Below are 16,281 nucleotides of genomic sequence, written 5' to 3'. Positions count from 1 at the left end.
AGCTTCCGTTTTGCGAAAGGTGGTCTACAAATTCCCGTATAGCTGCATTGCGCGGCCGATTCAGCACACCAAGAGCCGCGGCCTCCGAGTTAGTATAAGTAGTTATTAACGAGTGAGTTACCCAGAAAGGAGCCGGTTGATAAGTTACTGAGCCCAATAAAGTTGATTTGGCACGCGACGTGCCCCTGAAGCGATATCGCTATTTGGAGGATTTTATTTTGTCTTCGTTGAGCTCTCTGCGGAATAGCTTCAGGAACAGCGGCGCGAGCAGCATTCTCGCGGTTGCGACCCTTATTCTCGGTTCCGCCACGCTGCACACTCCCATCGCATCGGCCCAGACCCTTGTATCAGGCGATGTGTCGGGCACCATTACGGATGCGAGTGGAGCAGTCATCCCGAATGCCAAGGTTGAGCTGAAAAGTCTCGCTACCGGCGAGCAGAAGACTGTGACCACCTCCGCCTCGGGAGCGTACCGGATCCCGCTGGTGAAGCCGGGACAGTACTCGGCCACCGTGTCCGGCGCCGGGTTCCAGACCACGAGCACGCAGTTCAATGTGGCTGCCGGTCAGACGACGGACGGAAGCGTCAAGCTAAACGTGGGCGGTGGCGCGCAGACGATCGAGGTTACCGAGGCGGCGCCGCTGCTCCATACAGAAGATGCCGCGATCAGCACGACGTTCGATCTGCAGGCGGTGCAGCAGCTTCCAAACCCTGGCAACGACGTGACTTTTGTGGCGCAGACGGCCCCCGGCTCGGTGATGAACACCCAGGGCGGGTACGGCAACTTCTCTTCCTTCGGTCTGCCGGCGACCTCGAACACGTTTACCTCGAACGGCTCGTACGAGAACGATCCTTACCTCAATCTGAACAACTCCGGCGCGACGAACCTGCTGCTCGGCAATAACGATATCGCCAGCGTGTCCGTGACAAGCCCCGCCTACGACGCGTCGTTCGGCGGCTTGGGTGGCGCGCAGGTGAACGAGATCACCCGTTCCGGTTCCAATGCTTTGCACGGCAACCTGACCTACTGGTGGAACGGTCGCATCATGAATGCGAACGACTGGTTCAACAACCATGCGCCCCGGGGTGAACAGACGCCACGCCAGTTCGTCAATGCGAACCAGTGGGCGGCAGCGATTGGTGGACCCATTCGTCGTGACAAGACCTTCTTCTTCATCAATACTGAAGGGCTTCGTGTCATCATCCCCTCCCGCGCGACCGTATACGCGCCGTCGCCCGCATTCCAGCAGAGCACGTTGGCCACAGTCGCGGCGAACTACCCGTCAGAAGTGCCGTACTACCAGCGCATCTTCAACCTGTACAACAGCGCTCCCGGCGCTGCCAATGCTGCCCCGGACGATGCTGATCCGAACGCTGTCATCTACAACGGAACGGCAAGCAACTTCGCCTCTGAGTGGCTGATGTCCGGGCGTATCGACCAGAACCTCGGCCAGAACGATCGCCTGTTCGGTCATTTCAAGATGGACAAAGGCACGCAGCCGACCTTCACGAGTGTGCTGAACCCGGTCTTCAACGCGGCGAGCCCTCAGCCTTCCTATGAAGGACAACTGAGCGAGACGCACAGCTTCTCTCCGAACGTCACAAACCAGTTCGTCTTTGCGGCCGCCTACTATCGCGCGATCTTCACGAACACGCAGCAGGCGAAGGCGAATGAGGTCGTTCCGTTCACCCTGGTCTTCCTGACGGGTGACCTGGCGAACAACGGCCTGGCCAGTTTGCCAGGAGGCGAAAACTACGCCTTCCCCCAGGGCCGCAATGTCACTGGGTATCAGTTCATTGACGATCTGAGCATGAGCCACGGCGCACACACGATCAAGGTTGGCTGGTCGATTCGCCGCGACAACATCACCGACTACGGTCCGTCGGTGCGCGCGGTTACCCCGGAGGCCTACGCGACCGAAGAGAGCTTTGGCGCCGGACTGCTGACGCGCTTCCGCCAGAACTTTCCGGAGCGCAACACGCAGCCAGTGTCGCTCTATGGCATGGGCGCTTATATCCAGGACACCTGGAAGGCGACGCGCAACTTGAACGTGACATTGGGACTGCGGCTGGAGCACAACTCCAACCCCGTGTCCCATCTGAATGCGTTCTCAAACCTGAACTCCGAGTTCGGCGCATTGGCCAGCAACACCAGCGGCGATACGCCTTACAACCAGCTCATCAACTCTGGCCGGCACCGGGCCTTCCCTGCGCAGCAGCCGGTCGGCTATGAACCTCGCTTTGGGTTCGCGTATCAGCCGTTTGGCCCCGGTTCGAAGACGACGATTCGCGGCGGGTTTGGCATTTTTGCTGATACCTTCCCCGGGCAGATTGCCGGCGACCTGCTGAACAACGCACCGACGAACGTGCAGTTCTACCTGCGCGGACGCTACACGCTGGATCCTGCGCTGGCCGACAGTGGGCAGCAGGCAGCAGCGAACTCCAATGCAGCCTTCCGGAACAGCTATGCGGGCAATGCGAGCTTCAATAGTCTTGCGGCGGCTGGCATCGGCTTCAAGGCCCCGGCGTACACATCGACGATCCATCGGATCAGCCTGCCGACCTACGAGACCTACACACTTGGTTTCGAGCAGCAGATCGATGCGCACACCGTGGTTGCGGCGTCCTACGTCGGCAACCATGGGTACCACGAGCCGGTCCTGAACGGCGGCGTGAATGCGTACGGCTTCGGCAATCTTCCGGACACGGCGCCGCAGCCTTCCTTCGCAGCCGTCACGGAGGTCGCGACAGCAGCCAGTTCGAACTACAACGGAGCCCTGGTGACGGTGCGCCGTCAGCAGAAGAGCCTGCAGTTGCAGTTCAACTACATCTACAGTCACGCGCTGGATGAGGTCTCGAACGGTGGCTTCGACGCGTTCAGCGGCAACCCAACCAATCCGCAGGATCCGCACAACCTGTCAGCCAATTACGGCAATGCGGATTACGATATCCGGCACTACATCAGCGCCAATTACGTTCTCGACATTCCGCGCCATTTCGGCCCCGGGTGGTTGACCGGTAACTGGCAGATCGCGGGTACCGTCTTCCACAGCACCGGACTTCCCTTCACGATCATCGACTCGAACATTCCGCAGAATTACACGGGCAGCTTGTTTGCACAGCAGCTTGTGAACAAGGGCTTCTCGCACACGTGCGCTGGCGCCAAGGCTGTCGACAGTCCGTGCCAGCTGGGGACCCCTGGCAACTCTTCCCTCGGTTACGCCTACTTCGACAATGCAAGCGACTTTTCGCAGCAGCGGCGGAACCAGTTCCGCGGCTCCGGCTACACGGACACGGATATGGACCTGACCAAGAGCTTCCATATCCCGCGGCTGGAAGCAGGAAACCTGCGATTGGGTGCACAGTTCTTCAACCTGTTCAACCATCCGAACTTCGGTCAGCCGACGAACGATGTGAACGCGCAGATTGGCACGATCACCAGCACGGTGGGTACGCCGACATCGATCCTCGGCGCGTTCCTGGGCGGCGATGCGTCACCCCGCCTGATTCAGCTGAAGGCAAGCTTCACGTTCTAAGGTTGGATCTGCGATACCAGAGAGGCCCTGCCCATGTGGCAGGGCCTTCTGCTTTTCACCTTGCGCATAGACTCGCCGTGGCTGTTCAGGCTGCGTCGCAACGGGCTGCAGGCTGGTGCGTCTAAAAATCGGCGCCGGGCTCGAGAGCTGACCGCAGGGTAGTCTGGTGCTGAAAGTTGAGGTTTCGATGAATACCTTCAAGACAGCGCTGCTGCTAACCGCACTGACGCTGTTCCTGGTTCTGCTGGGTGAGCACTTCGGCGGCCGCAATGGGATGCTGCTGGCGCTTGGCATCGCCGTCGCGATGAACTTCTTCTCCTACTTCTACTCGGACAAGCTGGCGCTCTCGATGTATCGGGCGCAGCCGGTCACGCGCGAGCAGTTGCCGCGGGTCTACAACGTAGTCGAGCAGATGACGCAGCGTGTCGGTCTGCCCATGCCGAAGATTTACGTGATCCCGAACGACTCGCCGAATGCCTTTGCAACCGGGCGGAATCCGAAGCATGCCTCCGTCGCGGTGACGGAGGGCATCCTCCGCCTCCTGAACGACGAGGAGCTGGCCGGCGTGCTGGCCCATGAACTGGGCCATGTGCGGAATCGCGACATCCTGACCAGCTCGATTGCCGCAACCCTGGCTGGCGCGATCACCATCCTGGCGCACACCGGGCGGTTCGCGATGCTGTTTGGCGGCTACGGCGGCAGGGGCCGGGATCGTGACGGCGGGGGTATCGGCGCGCTGTTCATGCTGATCCTGGCGCCGATCGCGGCGACACTGATCCAGCTTGCGGTGTCGCGCTCGCGCGAGTACGAGGCGGACGCGACGGGCGCGCAGATGACGGGCAATCCGTATGCGCTGGCGAGCGCGCTGGAGAAGCTCGAGATGTACTCGAAGCGACTGCCGATGCAGGCGACGCCGTCGACGGCGCACCTGTTCATCGTGCAGCCATTGCTCTCGGGCTCGGACTTTGCGGGCCTGTTCTCGACGCATCCGCCGATCGCAAAGCGGATTGAGCGGCTGACCGGGCGTCCGTCGAACCTGCGGCCGTAGGTCAGGGCACGGACGGCAGCGAGCAGATCAGTCCTTGCTGCCGGCCCACTCCAGGTACGAGCGCCAATCGTTCTGTCCGGGCATGCGCATCTGGAACCTGCCAGTCATGGCCGTGCCCTGCCGCTCATAAACAAGACGGAACTGCGGGCCGGGTGAGGGCTCGGAGAGAAAGGTCACGGTCTCCGGCGCGGTGAGTGACACGCCGTAGTGGATGACATGACCCTCGTTGTCGAAGTAAATGGCTTTCGGCGGCTGCCCGGGACTGTCCTGGAAGATATAGAGCAGGTCACCGTGCGCACAGTCGAAGCTCGCGGGCCCTTTGCAGTTCGGGTCGCTGGTGCTGTGACGGGCGAGGACATGGCCTCCAAGTTCGCGGATAAAGGTGTACCGCCCACTAGCGGACGGCCCCGCCGCTGCGCTGGTCTTTGCCTCCCACGTCCCCTCGAGAAAGTGCAGGGACTGCCACGGATCGGGCGTGCTCGCGGGCTGAGTGCCAGCGGCGGGTGAGTTGGCGGATGGGGTCTGCGCCGCAAGCGGCAGAGTACAAAGAAGCATGGCCAGGCTGAACGTTTTCATAGTCAGGTCCCTTCATTCATCGAGTTGCTAATCGGCGCATCCGCTCCGTGACTTCCTCGAGCGTGAGCTCTTCTTTCACTTCTGTCAGTGCCCAGACATGGCCGAACGGATCGCGCACCCAGCCGTAGCGATCGCCCCAGAACATGTCAGTGGGCGGGAGCGCAGGACTGGCACCACGATCCACAGCGCGCTTGTATGCCTCATCCACGTTTGGCACCGCGACCTGAAAGACACATGTCGATCCGGCGAGTGTCTCGGGTGAGGCGAGCAATGCACCTTCTGCACGCTCGCCACGCTGGGCAGGTTCTTCGGTCGAGACCTGGACAAGCGAGTCCCAGATCTTCAGGTGAACGTGCTCACCCGCGCCACTGGGCGACGGCGAGCGATATAAGACAGCCGCAGAGAAAGCGGCTTCGTAAAACGCCACGGCCTCGGCCGCGTGGCGAACTACAAGGTGCGGCACGATGACGCCGCGAGCTGGCACAGACCCTTTAACGGCCATGGTGGGATGTCCTCTTCTTTTTGACTGGCTCCGCCTCGCTGAATGCCCACGCGTGTCCAGCGGGATCGAAGAACGGCTTGTATTGTGAGGACCAATCGAAGACGAGCTTCAGCGGATCGGCGGTCAGCCTGTAGCGTTGCTCGATTCCCTTCCGATCCGAGGTGACGAGCCGCGCGTTGCGCAGTTCGCGCAGGTGCTGCGACACGGCCGGCTGTGACATGGCGAACGCTCGGGTCAATTCCTTGACCGAGTACTGCGACCGCGCGAGCAGGAACAGGATCTGCCGCCGGGCAGGATGTGCGATCGCTTTGAAGACGGTGTCGGCCTGATTCATGCGCGTGTGGCTGGATCATACATAAGGTAATGCTTATGGACAAGACAAGCGCTGATCGCGTGCAGCTTCGTCATGACCTACGTTATCGCCCCGCGGCTGCGGAACGGAGAGAGTTGTGACGCTGAGGATCCAACAACGTGCGGTGAGGTCAGCAAGCTGAGCCGAACTCTGCTTTGGGGCTCAGCGATCATCTACAGCAGCGGCTTCTTTGTGGCGTACCTGCTTGGGCCGATCCTGAACTACATGGATCGGTGAAGTCAGGTGACGGCAAGCGCGCTTGTCCTCAGCCGGAAGGCTTTCGATCGCGGCAGAGAACGAACCCTGAGCGAGAGAGCCGTGGGGCTGCCCTAGTACGGAGTCCAGCTACTGGTGTCGCGCTACGTTGCGTATTCTGGAGTTATGCGAGGCCTGCGAACTTTGCTCTTCACCGTGTCCCTGCTCAGCCTGGGGTTGTGGCTGGGTGCCCTGGTTCTCTTTGTGCAAGTTGCCGCGATCTCGTTTGGCGCGCTGCCGCCGTTGTTTCTCAACCCCGCGGAGGGCATTCACGGGGCGGGGCTGGTGGTGAGCGGCACACTGCGCCACGTGCATTACATGGGGCTGATCTGCGGGGTGGTGTTCCTGGCCTGCAGCGCCCTGCTGCTACGCGGCCGACGGCTGCGCTGGCACAGCGTGGTGCCGCAGGCGGCGCTGGTGCTGGTGATGATCCTGCTGACGGCGTACTCGCAGTTCTCGATCAGCCCGCGGATGGACACGGCACAGGCTTCGGCTGGTGGCAGCGTGGCCGCGCTGCCGGAGTCGAGTCCGGCGCGCGCCACCTTCGACAGCCTGCACCAGCAGTCCACGCACGTGGAGACCGTCGTGCTGCTGCTCGGCTTTATCGCGTTCTTTGTGGCCGGACGCAGGCCGGCCGAGCTGGACACGCTCTAAGAAAGGCATCCGCCCGGCCGGATTGCAACTCGTTCTGTTACGAGTGCTATTTCTTCGTCTGATCGCGGAGTGCTTTCACATGATCATGCACGCCGAGGATGTGCTCCTGCTGGCGGGTGAGCATCTCGCGGATGGGCAGGGGCAGTTCCTGCTCAAGCGCCTTCTGGTAGGCCTTCTTCGCGACATCCTCGCCCTGCTCGGCTGTGTCGAGCAGCGCGTGATCGCCGCCGCCCAGCTTGGCCTTCATCTCGCCCCAGAAGCGGTGTGCCTTGTTCATCGTTGAGCTGCTGGCCTTGACGTCCTTAACGCCCAGGCGGTGCAGCTCGTTCTCGAGTTCGCCGGCGTACTCGCTGCGCATTTGCGTCTCTTCGAGGAAGAAACGGCGCGCCGCAGGATCGGTCAGTCGCTGACCAAGCTCGAGGAAACCCTCATGGCCATCCCGCAAGGTTTCGATCAGATCGGTAAGGGTCGACTCCACTTTATCCAACGCAATGTGTTCCGCCATGCCATGCCTCTTCCCTTTCGCTATGTTGCGATGATTATGCTGCGTGGTGATTCGCTGTTTGGTGGGATGTGACTGAGGTGAGCAGGTTGTCCGGGTGGATGCTCCCTCGGGCGGAAGCGTGCGCACATGAACTGCGCATTGCAACCCGCACTGTATAGTGGCCTTGCTGTGCGGTACGCGGATCACGGATGAAGCTGATAGTCTTTGGCGCCACTGGTGGGGTAGGACGGCTGCTGGTGAAAGGCGCTCTGGAGCGGGGCCACCAGGTGACCGCGTTTGTTCGCGACCCGCAGGCGCTGATGCCGGAAGACCGGCTGCGCATAGTGGCCGGCGATCTGTTCGATCCGCAGCAGGTTGGCGATGCGATGGACGGGCAACGAGCCGTCTTCTCGGCGCTGGGCGCACGCACCCGCAAACCAGAGCCCCTGCTCAGCCGGGCCATTCCGCTCATCCTGAACGCGATGCACTTCCACATTGTGGAGCGGATTGTGGCGTTGGGCGCAGCCGGTTCGCTGCATCCGGCAGGCCGCTATCAGGCGCCGATCTGGAACATGTTGTATGGAGCGTTGCGGGCGACGGCATTGCGGCACATGGCCGCCGATCATCGTGCGCAGGAGCGGCTGCTGGCAGCGAGTGACCTGGACTATACGATTGTGCGTCCGCCGCGGCTGACCGATGGCCAGCCGACGGGGACGTATCGCGTGCTGCCGGATGCACTGCCCTCGAGCAGCCGCCACATCTCACGCGCGGATGTGGCGCAGTTCATGCTGGACCAGTTGACCGATCCGCGCTTTCACCGGCGCGGCGCCTACCTGGCCGAGTAGCCAAGACTACTGCGGGGTGGTCTTGTCGGCTGCCTTGTCGGCTGCGTGTTCCGTGGCCCGCGCCGACTTGTGGACGACCTTCCTGGTGCCGCGCTTGGTCGAATGGTAGACGTGCTTCGTGCCGCTCTTGGTTTTGTCGTAGCCGGCCTCGGTGCCTTCCTTGGTCTTGTCGTAGCCGGTTTCGGTGCCTTCCTTGGTCTTGTCTGCAACCTTCTCGGTGCCATGTTTGGTCGCGTGGAAGACCTTCTTTGTGCCCCTGGCGACGCCGTGCCCGACATCCTTGGTCGCATCCTTAGTTTCGTGACCAGCGTTCTTGAGGTCCTGTCCGGCGGTCTGGGCCAGGACAAGCGGCGCGGCCATGCCGAAGGCGAGGCTTGAAGCGAGCAGGAACGAGGCCATGCGGCCAGAGCGAGTGCGATATGCGATGAGGTTCAAGGGAACCCTCCTGATCTGCTGTTGAGATGTGACGAGAGTGGGATGCAGCCGCTCAGAACTGTGCCTGAACGGGCCGCGTACGCCCGATCAGAGTACACGTCGGGGCGAATGTCTTCGAGCCAGCGGCAAAGACCGCTGGGCGGCTGGCCTAGAGCGTGGCGCCGTGCCGGGCGACGAGTCGCATCCGGTTGGGATGAGGGTCGACGCGCTTTTGGCCGCCCAAGAAGCTCTGGATGGCGGTGGCAAAGGGCGCGGGGACCTCCTCATGCGGCAGGTGGCCGGCGCCCGGGATGACGATCAACGAGACCTGGTCGAAGTGGCGGGTCAGGCGCTCGGCGCTGCTGAGACTAACGGCGCGGTCACGATCGCCCCAGAGCAGGAGTGTGGGAACCGCACGCAGCCGGGGCAGAACTGCCTTCAGCGCCGCCATGTCCTCGTGCCAGCGATCAAGGATGCTGAGCACGTACTCGACCGTACCGGGGATGCGGAGGGAGCGGATGTAGCACTCGAGTGAGCCAGAGCGGACGCGGCTGGCGTCGCCGTACATGCGGCCAAGGGCGAGCGACTGCACGCCGGCAGGAACGGTGGGGATGCGGGAGGCGAACCAGCGGCCGAGAGCGCTCTTGTAGAAGCGGATCAGCGGATCGGCGATGTCGGAGAAGGGGTTGGCCGGGGCGTGCAGGACGAGACTGCGGACCCGCTCTGGATGACGGGCCGCGAGCATGAGGGCGACCGAGCCGCCGTGCGAGGTGCCGACCACGTCCACGCGATCGAGACGCTGGGCATCCATCAACTGGATCATGCGATCGGCGGTGGCGGTCAGGCTGACGTCGAGCGCGGGCACGCGGTCCGAGCCGCCGATTCCCAGGGCATCCGGGGCATAGACCGTGGAGGTAGTGCCGAGGTTTTGCGTTGCGGTGCCCCAGGCATCCGCTGTGCCAAGCAAACCATGCAGCAGCAGGAGCGACGGGCCGTCGCCAGCGACCAGGCAGCGCATCCGGGCAGGCTGGTGCATGCTGGCGTCCCGGATGCTGACGAACTCCTCACGAGCCGTCTCGCCCAGGGTGTTGATCCAACTGGCGAGAGAAGGGCTTGCAGAGGACGTCGTGGCGAGAGGAGGGCGTCCACCGGCTGTCGAAGCGGCCTGGCTGCGACGCCCACTTCCCGATGCCTTCGGGGCGGGCGGAGCGAGTTCAGGCAACAGCCGGGGATGAGACATGGTGAGGACCCTCAGGCATAAAGCAGATGCAAACGTTCAAGCTATTCAACTACCTGCAACATAGGAAGCGAATCTCGCTGGAAGGATGCACGTTTGTGGACACTCGGTTCCAAAAGCGGTCAGTCCTCTCGGAGGTGATGCGATGCGAGTAGGAAGCGAGACGGTGTGAAGGGGAACCTATGCAGGCTCATAGATGACTACTGTTTCCCGGAAGTGTGGCGCATTTGCCGCGTCCTGGCGAGACGGGCTGCGTCGTTGCATTGCACTGCAACCCTTGTTTTCGCATGACTTAACAGTCCGATCCCTGGTCGAAGGTGAAGCGATGAGGGCTGGCAAGCGGCGTGCTTCGCTCTACACTGAAGGCACCCCTTTTCACTCTTCGCGCGCGCATGGAACGCTCGTTTCCAACCCGGGTGACGGTATTGCTGCTGGCAGTGTTCACGCTGGCGGCGACGATCTTTGCTGGCCTGAATCTGGTGAAGGACGCGGAGTACCAGAAGCCGACGGACGGGGTCTGGTGGGTCGAAGCGCATGGGGGCCTTGAGGCGGAACGCGTGCCGGCCGGCAGTCCGGGCGAGCTTGCGGGCATCAAGCCGGGCGACATTCTGCTGACGGCGGGTGCGCACGCGACCCCGACCCTGCGGCTGCCGAGCCTGGTGCGGGAGTGGTACCGCACTGGCGCCTACCGCCGGATCGACTACTCGCTGCAGCGCTCCGGTGTGCGGATCGATGTACCGGTGATCCTGGTCACGCAGGACCGGACCCAGTACCAAGGGTTGCGGCTGGTTGCGCTGGTGTACCTGCTGATCGGCCTGTATGTGCTGTTCCGCCGCTGGACGGCCCCGCACTCGACGCACTTCTATGTCTTCTGCTTGTTTTCGTTCGTGCTGTATGCGTTCCATGCCACGGGCAAGCTGAATGCGTTTGACTGGACGATTTACTGGGGCAACATCCTGGCCGGGGCGCTGCAGCCGGCACTGTTCCTGCATTTCGCGCTGGTGTTTGCCGAGGATCGGGGGCGGAGCCAGCGCCCGACGCTGCCCCGCCGGCTGCTGGGCCTGATCTACCTGCCGGCGGCCATTGTCATTGGAGTACAGGCCACTGCATTCCTCTACTGGTCCGCCACAGAGGTGCTGCTGCACCGGCTGGACCAGATCGCGGTCGGGTACCTGGCGGCGTACTACGTGCTCGCGGCGATCGTCTTCCTGGTGCAGTACCGGCGGACGCACGACCCGCTGCGGCGGCAGCAACTGAAGTGGCTGACGCGCGGGACGCTGATGGCGGTGATCCCCTTTACCGTGCTTTACGTGGTGCCGTACCTGGCCGACTGGCCGACGCCCTCGGTGCTGAACAAGATCTCCGGGCTGTGCCTCGCTTTCTTGCCGCTGACCTTCTCCTGGGCCATCGTGCGCTACCGACTGATGGACGTGGACCTGATCTTCAAGCGGGGCGTGGCGTACACGCTGGCGACGGCGGCGCTGATCGGCTTGTACTTCGGCGCAGTCGGCTTGTTTGCCGAGGTGGTGCACACCAAGCTGCCGAGCTTTGGCGCCTGGGGCCTGGTGGTCACGATCATCATTACGGCGCAGTTGTTCGACCCGCTCAAGCGAGCCATCCAGGGGCGCGTGGACCGGGTGTTTGACCGGCAGCGCTACGACTATCGGCAGACGCTGATCGACTTCGGGCGCGGGCTGAGTTCAGAGACGGACCTGGACGCGGTGCTTGCGTCCGTAACCGACCGGCTCACCCGAACGCTGCTGGTGTCCCGCGTGGCGCTGTTCATCGACGGGCCGCGTCATCACTACACGTTGGCGGCGGCGAGCGGATTCAATCCGGGGGTGGAACCGGGCAGCGAAGCGGCGCGTGCGCTCGACCTAGGCTTCCTGCGGCTGGCGACCAGCCCGCATCCGGAGGAGGTTGGCCACCGTGAGGCAGCCACCTCGCACCTGTTCCTCGAGAATCCGCAGAACGCTTTGCACCTGAGCGAGTCCGAACGGCGCGCTGCGGCGGCGCTCGACCTGCATTACTACCTGCCCTGTCGCGTGCAGCAGCGGACGATCGCCGTCGTTGGCCTGGGCCGCACGACGTCCGGAGACTTCCTCTCCTCCGAGGATGTCGAGCTGCTGGAGTCGCTGGCGTCGTACATCGGCATCGCCATCCAGAACGCGCGGCTCTACGCGTCGCTGGCGCAGAAGGTCAGCGAATATGAGCGGCTAAAGGAGTTCAACGAGAACATCGTCGAGTCGATCAACGTCGGCATCCTGGCGATCGGGCTCGATGAGACGGTGGAGAGCTGGAATGCGCAGATGGAGGTCATGTTCGCGCTGCCGCGGGTGGATGTGCTGAACCAGCCGCTGAGCGCAGTGTTCCCGCCGGAGTTCATGGCCGAGTTCCACCGGGTGAAGGACGACCCGGGCGTCCACAATTTGTACAAGTTCCATTTGCCCATGCGGACCGGTGAGACGCGTACGGCGAATATCGCGATTGCGCCGCTGGTGTCGCGCAGCTTCTCGGTCGTGGGCCGGATCATCCTGGTCGATGACATTACCGGGCGCATGCAGCTCGAAGCGCAACTGGCACAGGCGGAGAAGCTGAGCTCGATCGGTCTGCTGGCGGCGGGCGTCGCACACGAAGTGAACACGCCGCTGGCGGTGATTTCGAGCTACACGCAGATGCTGGCGAAGCAGTTGCGTGGCGACGAGCGGCTTGCGCCGCTGCTCGACCGGATCACCAGCCAGACCTTCCGCGCGTCAGAGATCGTGAACAGCCTGCTGAATTTCTCGCGGACCGGCTCGACCGAATTTTCAGATATCGACCTCAACAGCGTGATTCGCGACACGCTCACGCTGCTGGAGCACCAGTTCAAGACGTCGGCGGTCCAAGTGGATGTGCGCCTGTCGTCGGAGCTGCCGCGCATTGCGGGGAACGCGGGCAAGCTGCAGCAGGTCTTTCTAAATCTGTTCCTGAATGCACGCGACGCGATGCATGCGGGCGGCTCGCTGCGGGTGGAAACTGTCGTGAATGGGCGCGTGGCGGTAAGGATCACGGACACGGGCTCCGGCATTGCACCCGAGCACCTGCAGCGCATCTATGACCCGTTCTTCACGACGAAGAATGCGCCCGATGCGCAGCAGCGGCGCGGCACCGGGCTGGGGCTGGCCGTGACTTACGGGATCATCCAGGAACATGCCGGCCGCATTCAGGTCGAGAGCGCCATCGGCCAGGGCACCACCTTCCACCTCGAATTCCCTGCTGTAAGGAAACCGCTGCATGTCTGAAGGCACCTCTACGCTGGCCCGATCCGCGACCTCCACTGACACGCAGGGCGCACGCATCCTGATCATTGACGACGAGGCGGCGATCCGCGAGTCGCTCGAGACGCTGCTGGCGCTTGAGGGTTACTCCATCGGCATGGCGGCCGACGGTGTGAAGGGTCTGGATGAGCTGGACCGCCGGCCCTATGATCTGGTGCTGCTTGATCTGTCACTGCCGGGCGAGAACGGGATCGACCTGTTGCCGCGCATCCTGGAGCGCCACCCGCAGTTGCCGGTGATCATGATCACCGCGTACGGCACGGTGACGAACGTGGTCGATGCGATCCGGGCAGGCGCGCGCAACTTCGTCCAGAAGCCGTGGGAGAACGAGAAGCTGCTGGCCGACATCCGTGCGGCGATCACGCAGCACCGCACGGAAGAAGAAAACGTTCACCTGAAGCGCGCGCTCAAGCAGCGCTACAACTTCGAAAACATTATCGGCAAGAGCGAATCGATGGTCCGCATCCTCGACCTGGTCGCGCAGGTGGCGCCATCGCGGTTCACCGTGCTGATCCAGGGCGAGACGGGGACGGGCAAGGACGTGATCGCGAAGGCGATCCATGCGAACTCTCCGCGCCGGGACAAGCCGTTTGTGCCGATCAACACCGGCGCGCTGCCGGCGGAGTTGCTGGAGTCGCAGCTCTTCGGCCACATGAAGGGGGCCTTTACCTCGGCGCACGCTGCGCAGAAGGGCCTGTTCGAGATTGCGAACGGCGGCACTCTGTTTCTGGACGAGATCGGCACGATGGGGCTCGAGACACAGGCCAAGATCCTGCGCGTGCTGCAGGACCGCCGCTTCCGCCCGCTCGGCTCCGTGCAGGAGGTGCAGGTGGATGTGCGCATTCTGGCGGCCACCAACTCGAATCTGCGGCAGGCGGTGCGCGATGGCCGGTTCCGTGAAGATCTGTATTTCCGGTTGAACGTGGTGACGATCGAACTGCCGCCGCTGCGCTCGCGGCGTGAGGACATAGCTCCGCTGGCCAGCCACTTCCTGGAACAATTTTCCGAGGAGAACGGGCTCGAGACGCGCCGCCTTGCGCCCGAGGTAATGCGCGCGATGATGGACTACGACTGGCCGGGCAACGTGCGCGAACTGGAGCACGTGATGGCTCGCGGCGTGGCTCTGTCGCGCACGGCGGTCATCCCGCTCGATGTGCTGCCAGGGGAGCTCACGGGCCGGTCCTACGCGGCTTCCCTGCTCGAGCACGATGCGAATGCTTCCCTGTTCGACATCCTCGAAGACATCGAGCGCCGCATCATCATCGACAAGCTGGAGCGCTGCAACTGGAACCAGACGGAGGCGGCAGAGCAGTTTCGGATCCCGCTTTCCACACTGAATCAGAAGATCAAACGGCTCTCGATCGAAATCCGGAAGAAGTCCAAGGAGTAAGTCAGGCGCGGCTCCCGTTACAATGCCGCCATGCCCTTCGGCTCGCTCGACAGCTTTGCCCGGAAGAGCGTCAGCTCTGTTCAGGACTACGCAATTCTCTCCGGCCGGGCGATCACGAACATCTTTCGCAGCCCGCACTACGTCAATGACATCTTCACGCAGGCCGATCTGATCGGCGTGGGCTCGATCCCGATCGTCATCCTGACGGGCTTCTTTACGGGCGCCGTGCTGGCGCTGCAATCCGCGTCTTCGCTGGCGACCTTCGGCGCGACGGCGCTGACCGGCACGCTGGTGTCGCTATCGATGATCAAAGAGCTGGGGCCGGTGCTGACCTCGCTGATGATCTCGGGGCGCAATGCGTCCGGCATGGCTTCGGAGCTCGGCTCGATGATGGTGACCGAGCAGATCGATGCCATGCGAGCGCTGGGCACCGACCCGATGAAGAAGCTCGTTGTACCGCGCATGGTCGCGACGGTGGTGATGAACTTTTTCCTCACTATCGTTTCGGACACGGTCGGCACGCTGGGCGGTGCGTTCGTCTCGGTCTTTCTGCTGGGCCAGAGCGGCTCGCAATACTTCCACACGGCGTACCAGTCGCTGGTGTATGCGGATGTGTTCCAGGGGCTGATCAAGCCGATCTTCTTCGGGTTCATCATCGCGTCGGTGGGCTGCTACTTCGGCATGTCCACGCGCGGCGGCACGCAAGGTGTGGGCCGCTCGACGACGCAGGCCGTGGTCGTGGCGTCCGTGCTGATCATCGTGATCGACTTCATCATCAGCCGCACGATGATCGGGATCTTCGGGCGATAGCGCCGACCATGCCTGCCACTGCCGAAGAGATCGCGATTGAGCGCTTCAAGCCGAAGCCGGATGCTGTGCCGGTTCTGTTCGACCGCGTGTCGATCCGCTTCGATCGCAACGAGATACTGAAGGACGTCTCTTTCGAAGTGAAGCCGGGCGAGACGCGGCTGCTGTTGGGGCCGGCGGGCAGCGGCAAAAGCGTGCTGATGAAGCTGGCGAACGGGCTGATCCGGCCCGACAGCGGACGCATCTGCATCTTCGGCCACGAGATCACGGCCATGGACGAGGTCGACATCTTCGCGCTGCGCGCCTACGTCGGCATGGTGTTCCAGGAGGGCGCGCTGTTCGACTCGATGAACATCCGCGACAACGTGGGCTACCGGCTGATCGAGGGGCACGTGCCAGATGAAGAGATTGATCAGCGCGTGGAAGAGGCGCTGCGCTTCGTCGAACTGGACGGCACGATGGAGAAGCTGCCCTCGCAACTCTCAGGCGGCATGCGGCGACGAGTGGCGATTGCGCGCGCGATCATTGCGAAGCCGAATCTGCTGCTCTATGACTCCCCGACGGGCGGCCTCGACCCGATCACGTCGACGAACATCATCGCGCTGATCATGAAGCAGCGGGATGTGTACCACACCAGCTCACTGTTGATCACGCATCGTCTGCAGGATGCATTCACGCTGGCCACGCATGTCTTCGATCGTGAGCGCAATGACATGGTGCCGCTGCCGGCGGGCGAAGCGGATCGCGAGACGACGTTCATGGTGCTCAACGACGGACGGCTGGTGTTCGACGGCAGTACGCACGATCTCGTCCACTCAGACGATCCGTTTTTGCGCGAATATCTCTCCTGACGCGAACGCGTCG

At 62.8% G+C, this 16,281-nt stretch carries 15 protein-coding genes; 9 read left to right on the top strand and 6 right to left on the bottom strand.

Annotation, left to right across the window (positions count from 1 at the left end; genetic code table 11):
• Positions 1-218: 218 nt before the first annotated feature.
• Together AC5IJH_RS07185 and AC5IJH_RS07180 are read left to right on the top strand one after the other, a co-directional pair.
• Positions 219-3,536, top strand: a complete 3,318-nt coding sequence (locus tag AC5IJH_RS07185; RefSeq protein WP_491902130.1) for a carboxypeptidase-like regulatory domain-containing protein — start codon at positions 219-221, stop codon at positions 3,534-3,536.
• 187 nt (positions 3,537-3,723) lie between these two features.
• Complete coding sequence (locus AC5IJH_RS07180; RefSeq protein WP_491902129.1) at positions 3,724-4,584, top strand: zinc metalloprotease HtpX; 861 nt, start codon at positions 3,724-3,726, stop codon at positions 4,582-4,584.
• 27 nt (positions 4,585-4,611) lie between these two features.
• Here the strand turns inward: AC5IJH_RS07180 and AC5IJH_RS07175 are convergent, their stop codons facing one another.
• Genes AC5IJH_RS07175 through AC5IJH_RS07165 form a run of 3 tightly spaced genes read right to left on the bottom strand, consistent with a single transcriptional unit; the run spans position 4,612 to position 5,996 of the window.
• Positions 4,612-5,160, bottom strand: coding sequence for a hypothetical protein (locus AC5IJH_RS07175; RefSeq protein ID WP_491902128.1), 549 nt, complete (start codon positions 5,158-5,160; stop codon positions 4,612-4,614).
• 16 nt (positions 5,161-5,176) lie between these two features.
• The gene (locus tag AC5IJH_RS07170) at positions 5,177-5,662 is read right to left on the bottom strand and encodes a VOC family protein (protein WP_491902127.1); all 486 of its coding nucleotides are present in this window, start codon (positions 5,660-5,662) and stop codon (positions 5,177-5,179) included.
• On the bottom strand, positions 5,652-5,996 hold the full coding sequence (locus tag AC5IJH_RS07165) for an ArsR/SmtB family transcription factor (RefSeq protein ID WP_491902126.1): 345 nt from the start codon (positions 5,994-5,996) through the stop codon (positions 5,652-5,654). Before AC5IJH_RS07165 ends, AC5IJH_RS07170 begins: the two co-directional genes overlap by 11 nt.
• A gap of 72 nt (positions 5,997-6,068) precedes the next feature.
• On the opposite strand from AC5IJH_RS07165, the gene AC5IJH_RS07160 reads away from it, so the two are divergent.
• Complete coding sequence (locus AC5IJH_RS07160) at positions 6,069-6,251, top strand: hypothetical protein (protein WP_491902125.1); 183 nt, start codon at positions 6,069-6,071, stop codon at positions 6,249-6,251.
• 144 nt (positions 6,252-6,395) lie between these two features.
• Positions 6,396-6,923 (top strand): DUF4149 domain-containing protein, encoded by a 528-nt coding sequence (locus AC5IJH_RS07155; protein WP_491902124.1) that lies wholly within the window; start codon positions 6,396-6,398, stop codon positions 6,921-6,923.
• A gap of 46 nt (positions 6,924-6,969) precedes the next feature.
• Here AC5IJH_RS07155 and AC5IJH_RS07150 read toward each other — a convergent pair whose 3' ends face one another.
• Entirely contained in the window at positions 6,970-7,428 is a 459-nt protein-coding gene (locus AC5IJH_RS07150; protein WP_491902123.1) for a PA2169 family four-helix-bundle protein, read from the bottom strand.
• A gap of 188 nt (positions 7,429-7,616) precedes the next feature.
• Between AC5IJH_RS07150 and AC5IJH_RS07145 the strand changes: the two genes are divergently transcribed.
• Positions 7,617-8,252: an NAD(P)-dependent oxidoreductase gene (locus tag AC5IJH_RS07145; protein WP_491902122.1), complete on the top strand. Its 636-nt coding sequence runs from the start codon at positions 7,617-7,619 to the stop codon at positions 8,250-8,252.
• A gap of 6 nt (positions 8,253-8,258) precedes the next feature.
• Here AC5IJH_RS07145 and AC5IJH_RS07140 read toward each other — a convergent pair whose 3' ends face one another.
• Both AC5IJH_RS07140 and AC5IJH_RS07135 read right to left on the bottom strand, forming a co-directional pair.
• Entirely contained in the window at positions 8,259-8,687 is a 429-nt protein-coding gene (locus AC5IJH_RS07140; RefSeq protein WP_491902121.1) for a hypothetical protein, read from the bottom strand.
• 148 nt (positions 8,688-8,835) lie between these two features.
• On the bottom strand, positions 8,836-9,906 hold the full coding sequence (locus tag AC5IJH_RS07135; RefSeq protein WP_491902120.1) for an alpha/beta fold hydrolase: 1,071 nt from the start codon (positions 9,904-9,906) through the stop codon (positions 8,836-8,838).
• 389 nt (positions 9,907-10,295) lie between these two features.
• On the opposite strand from AC5IJH_RS07135, the gene AC5IJH_RS07130 reads away from it, so the two are divergent.
• Genes AC5IJH_RS07130 through AC5IJH_RS07115 form a run of 4 tightly spaced genes read left to right on the top strand, consistent with a single transcriptional unit; the run spans position 10,296 to position 16,268 of the window.
• Positions 10,296-13,184 (top strand): ATP-binding protein, encoded by a 2,889-nt coding sequence (locus AC5IJH_RS07130; protein WP_491902119.1) that lies wholly within the window; start codon positions 10,296-10,298, stop codon positions 13,182-13,184.
• Positions 13,177-14,610, top strand: coding sequence for a sigma-54-dependent transcriptional regulator (locus AC5IJH_RS07125; protein WP_491902118.1), 1,434 nt, complete (start codon positions 13,177-13,179; stop codon positions 14,608-14,610). Before AC5IJH_RS07130 ends, AC5IJH_RS07125 begins: the two co-directional genes overlap by 8 nt.
• Positions 14,611-14,640: 30 nt before the next feature.
• Positions 14,641-15,420 (top strand): MlaE family ABC transporter permease, encoded by a 780-nt coding sequence (locus tag AC5IJH_RS07120; protein ID WP_491902117.1) that lies wholly within the window; start codon positions 14,641-14,643, stop codon positions 15,418-15,420.
• 8 nt (positions 15,421-15,428) lie between these two features.
• A complete protein-coding gene (locus tag AC5IJH_RS07115) occupies positions 15,429-16,268 on the top strand; it encodes an ABC transporter ATP-binding protein (protein ID WP_491902116.1) in 840 nt (279 codons plus the stop codon).
• Positions 16,269-16,281 lie beyond the last annotated feature (13 nt).

The sequence above is a fragment of the Candidatus Dedyshia acidiphila genome (genome assembly GCF_051025295.1).
Classification (GTDB): domain Bacteria; phylum Acidobacteriota; class Terriglobia; order Terriglobales; family Acidobacteriaceae; genus KBS-83.
This window is presented reverse-complemented; position numbering and strand designations above follow the sequence as displayed.

Excerpts from the sequence above, each read along its gene's own strand:
- AC5IJH_RS07155 (WP_491902124.1), top strand. The coding sequence starts at position 6,396 with ATGCGAGGCCTGCGAACTTTGCTCTTCACCGTGTCCCTGCTCAGCCTG.
- AC5IJH_RS07160 (WP_491902125.1), top strand. The coding sequence starts at position 6,069 with ATGACCTACGTTATCGCCCCGCGGCTGCGGAACGGAGAGAGTTGTGAC.
- AC5IJH_RS07130 (WP_491902119.1), top strand. The coding sequence starts at position 10,296 with ATGGAACGCTCGTTTCCAACCCGGGTGACGGTATTGCTGCTGGCAGTG.
- AC5IJH_RS07170 (WP_491902127.1), bottom strand. The coding sequence starts at position 5,662 with ATGGCCGTTAAAGGGTCTGTGCCAGCTCGCGGCGTCATCGTGCCGCAC.
- AC5IJH_RS07175 (WP_491902128.1), bottom strand. The coding sequence starts at position 5,160 with ATGAAAACGTTCAGCCTGGCCATGCTTCTTTGTACTCTGCCGCTTGCG.
- AC5IJH_RS07125 (WP_491902118.1), top strand. The coding sequence starts at position 13,177 with ATGTCTGAAGGCACCTCTACGCTGGCCCGATCCGCGACCTCCACTGAC.
- AC5IJH_RS07135 (WP_491902120.1), bottom strand. The coding sequence starts at position 9,906 with ATGTCTCATCCCCGGCTGTTGCCTGAACTCGCTCCGCCCGCCCCGAAG.
- AC5IJH_RS07145 (WP_491902122.1), top strand. The coding sequence starts at position 7,617 with ATGAAGCTGATAGTCTTTGGCGCCACTGGTGGGGTAGGACGGCTGCTG.
- AC5IJH_RS07165 (WP_491902126.1), bottom strand. The coding sequence starts at position 5,996 with ATGAATCAGGCCGACACCGTCTTCAAAGCGATCGCACATCCTGCCCGG.
- AC5IJH_RS07150 (WP_491902123.1), bottom strand. The coding sequence starts at position 7,428 with ATGGCGGAACACATTGCGTTGGATAAAGTGGAGTCGACCCTTACCGAT.
- AC5IJH_RS07115 (WP_491902116.1), top strand. The coding sequence starts at position 15,429 with ATGCCTGCCACTGCCGAAGAGATCGCGATTGAGCGCTTCAAGCCGAAG.
- AC5IJH_RS07120 (WP_491902117.1), top strand. The coding sequence starts at position 14,641 with ATGCCCTTCGGCTCGCTCGACAGCTTTGCCCGGAAGAGCGTCAGCTCT.
- AC5IJH_RS07180 (WP_491902129.1), top strand. The coding sequence starts at position 3,724 with ATGAATACCTTCAAGACAGCGCTGCTGCTAACCGCACTGACGCTGTTC.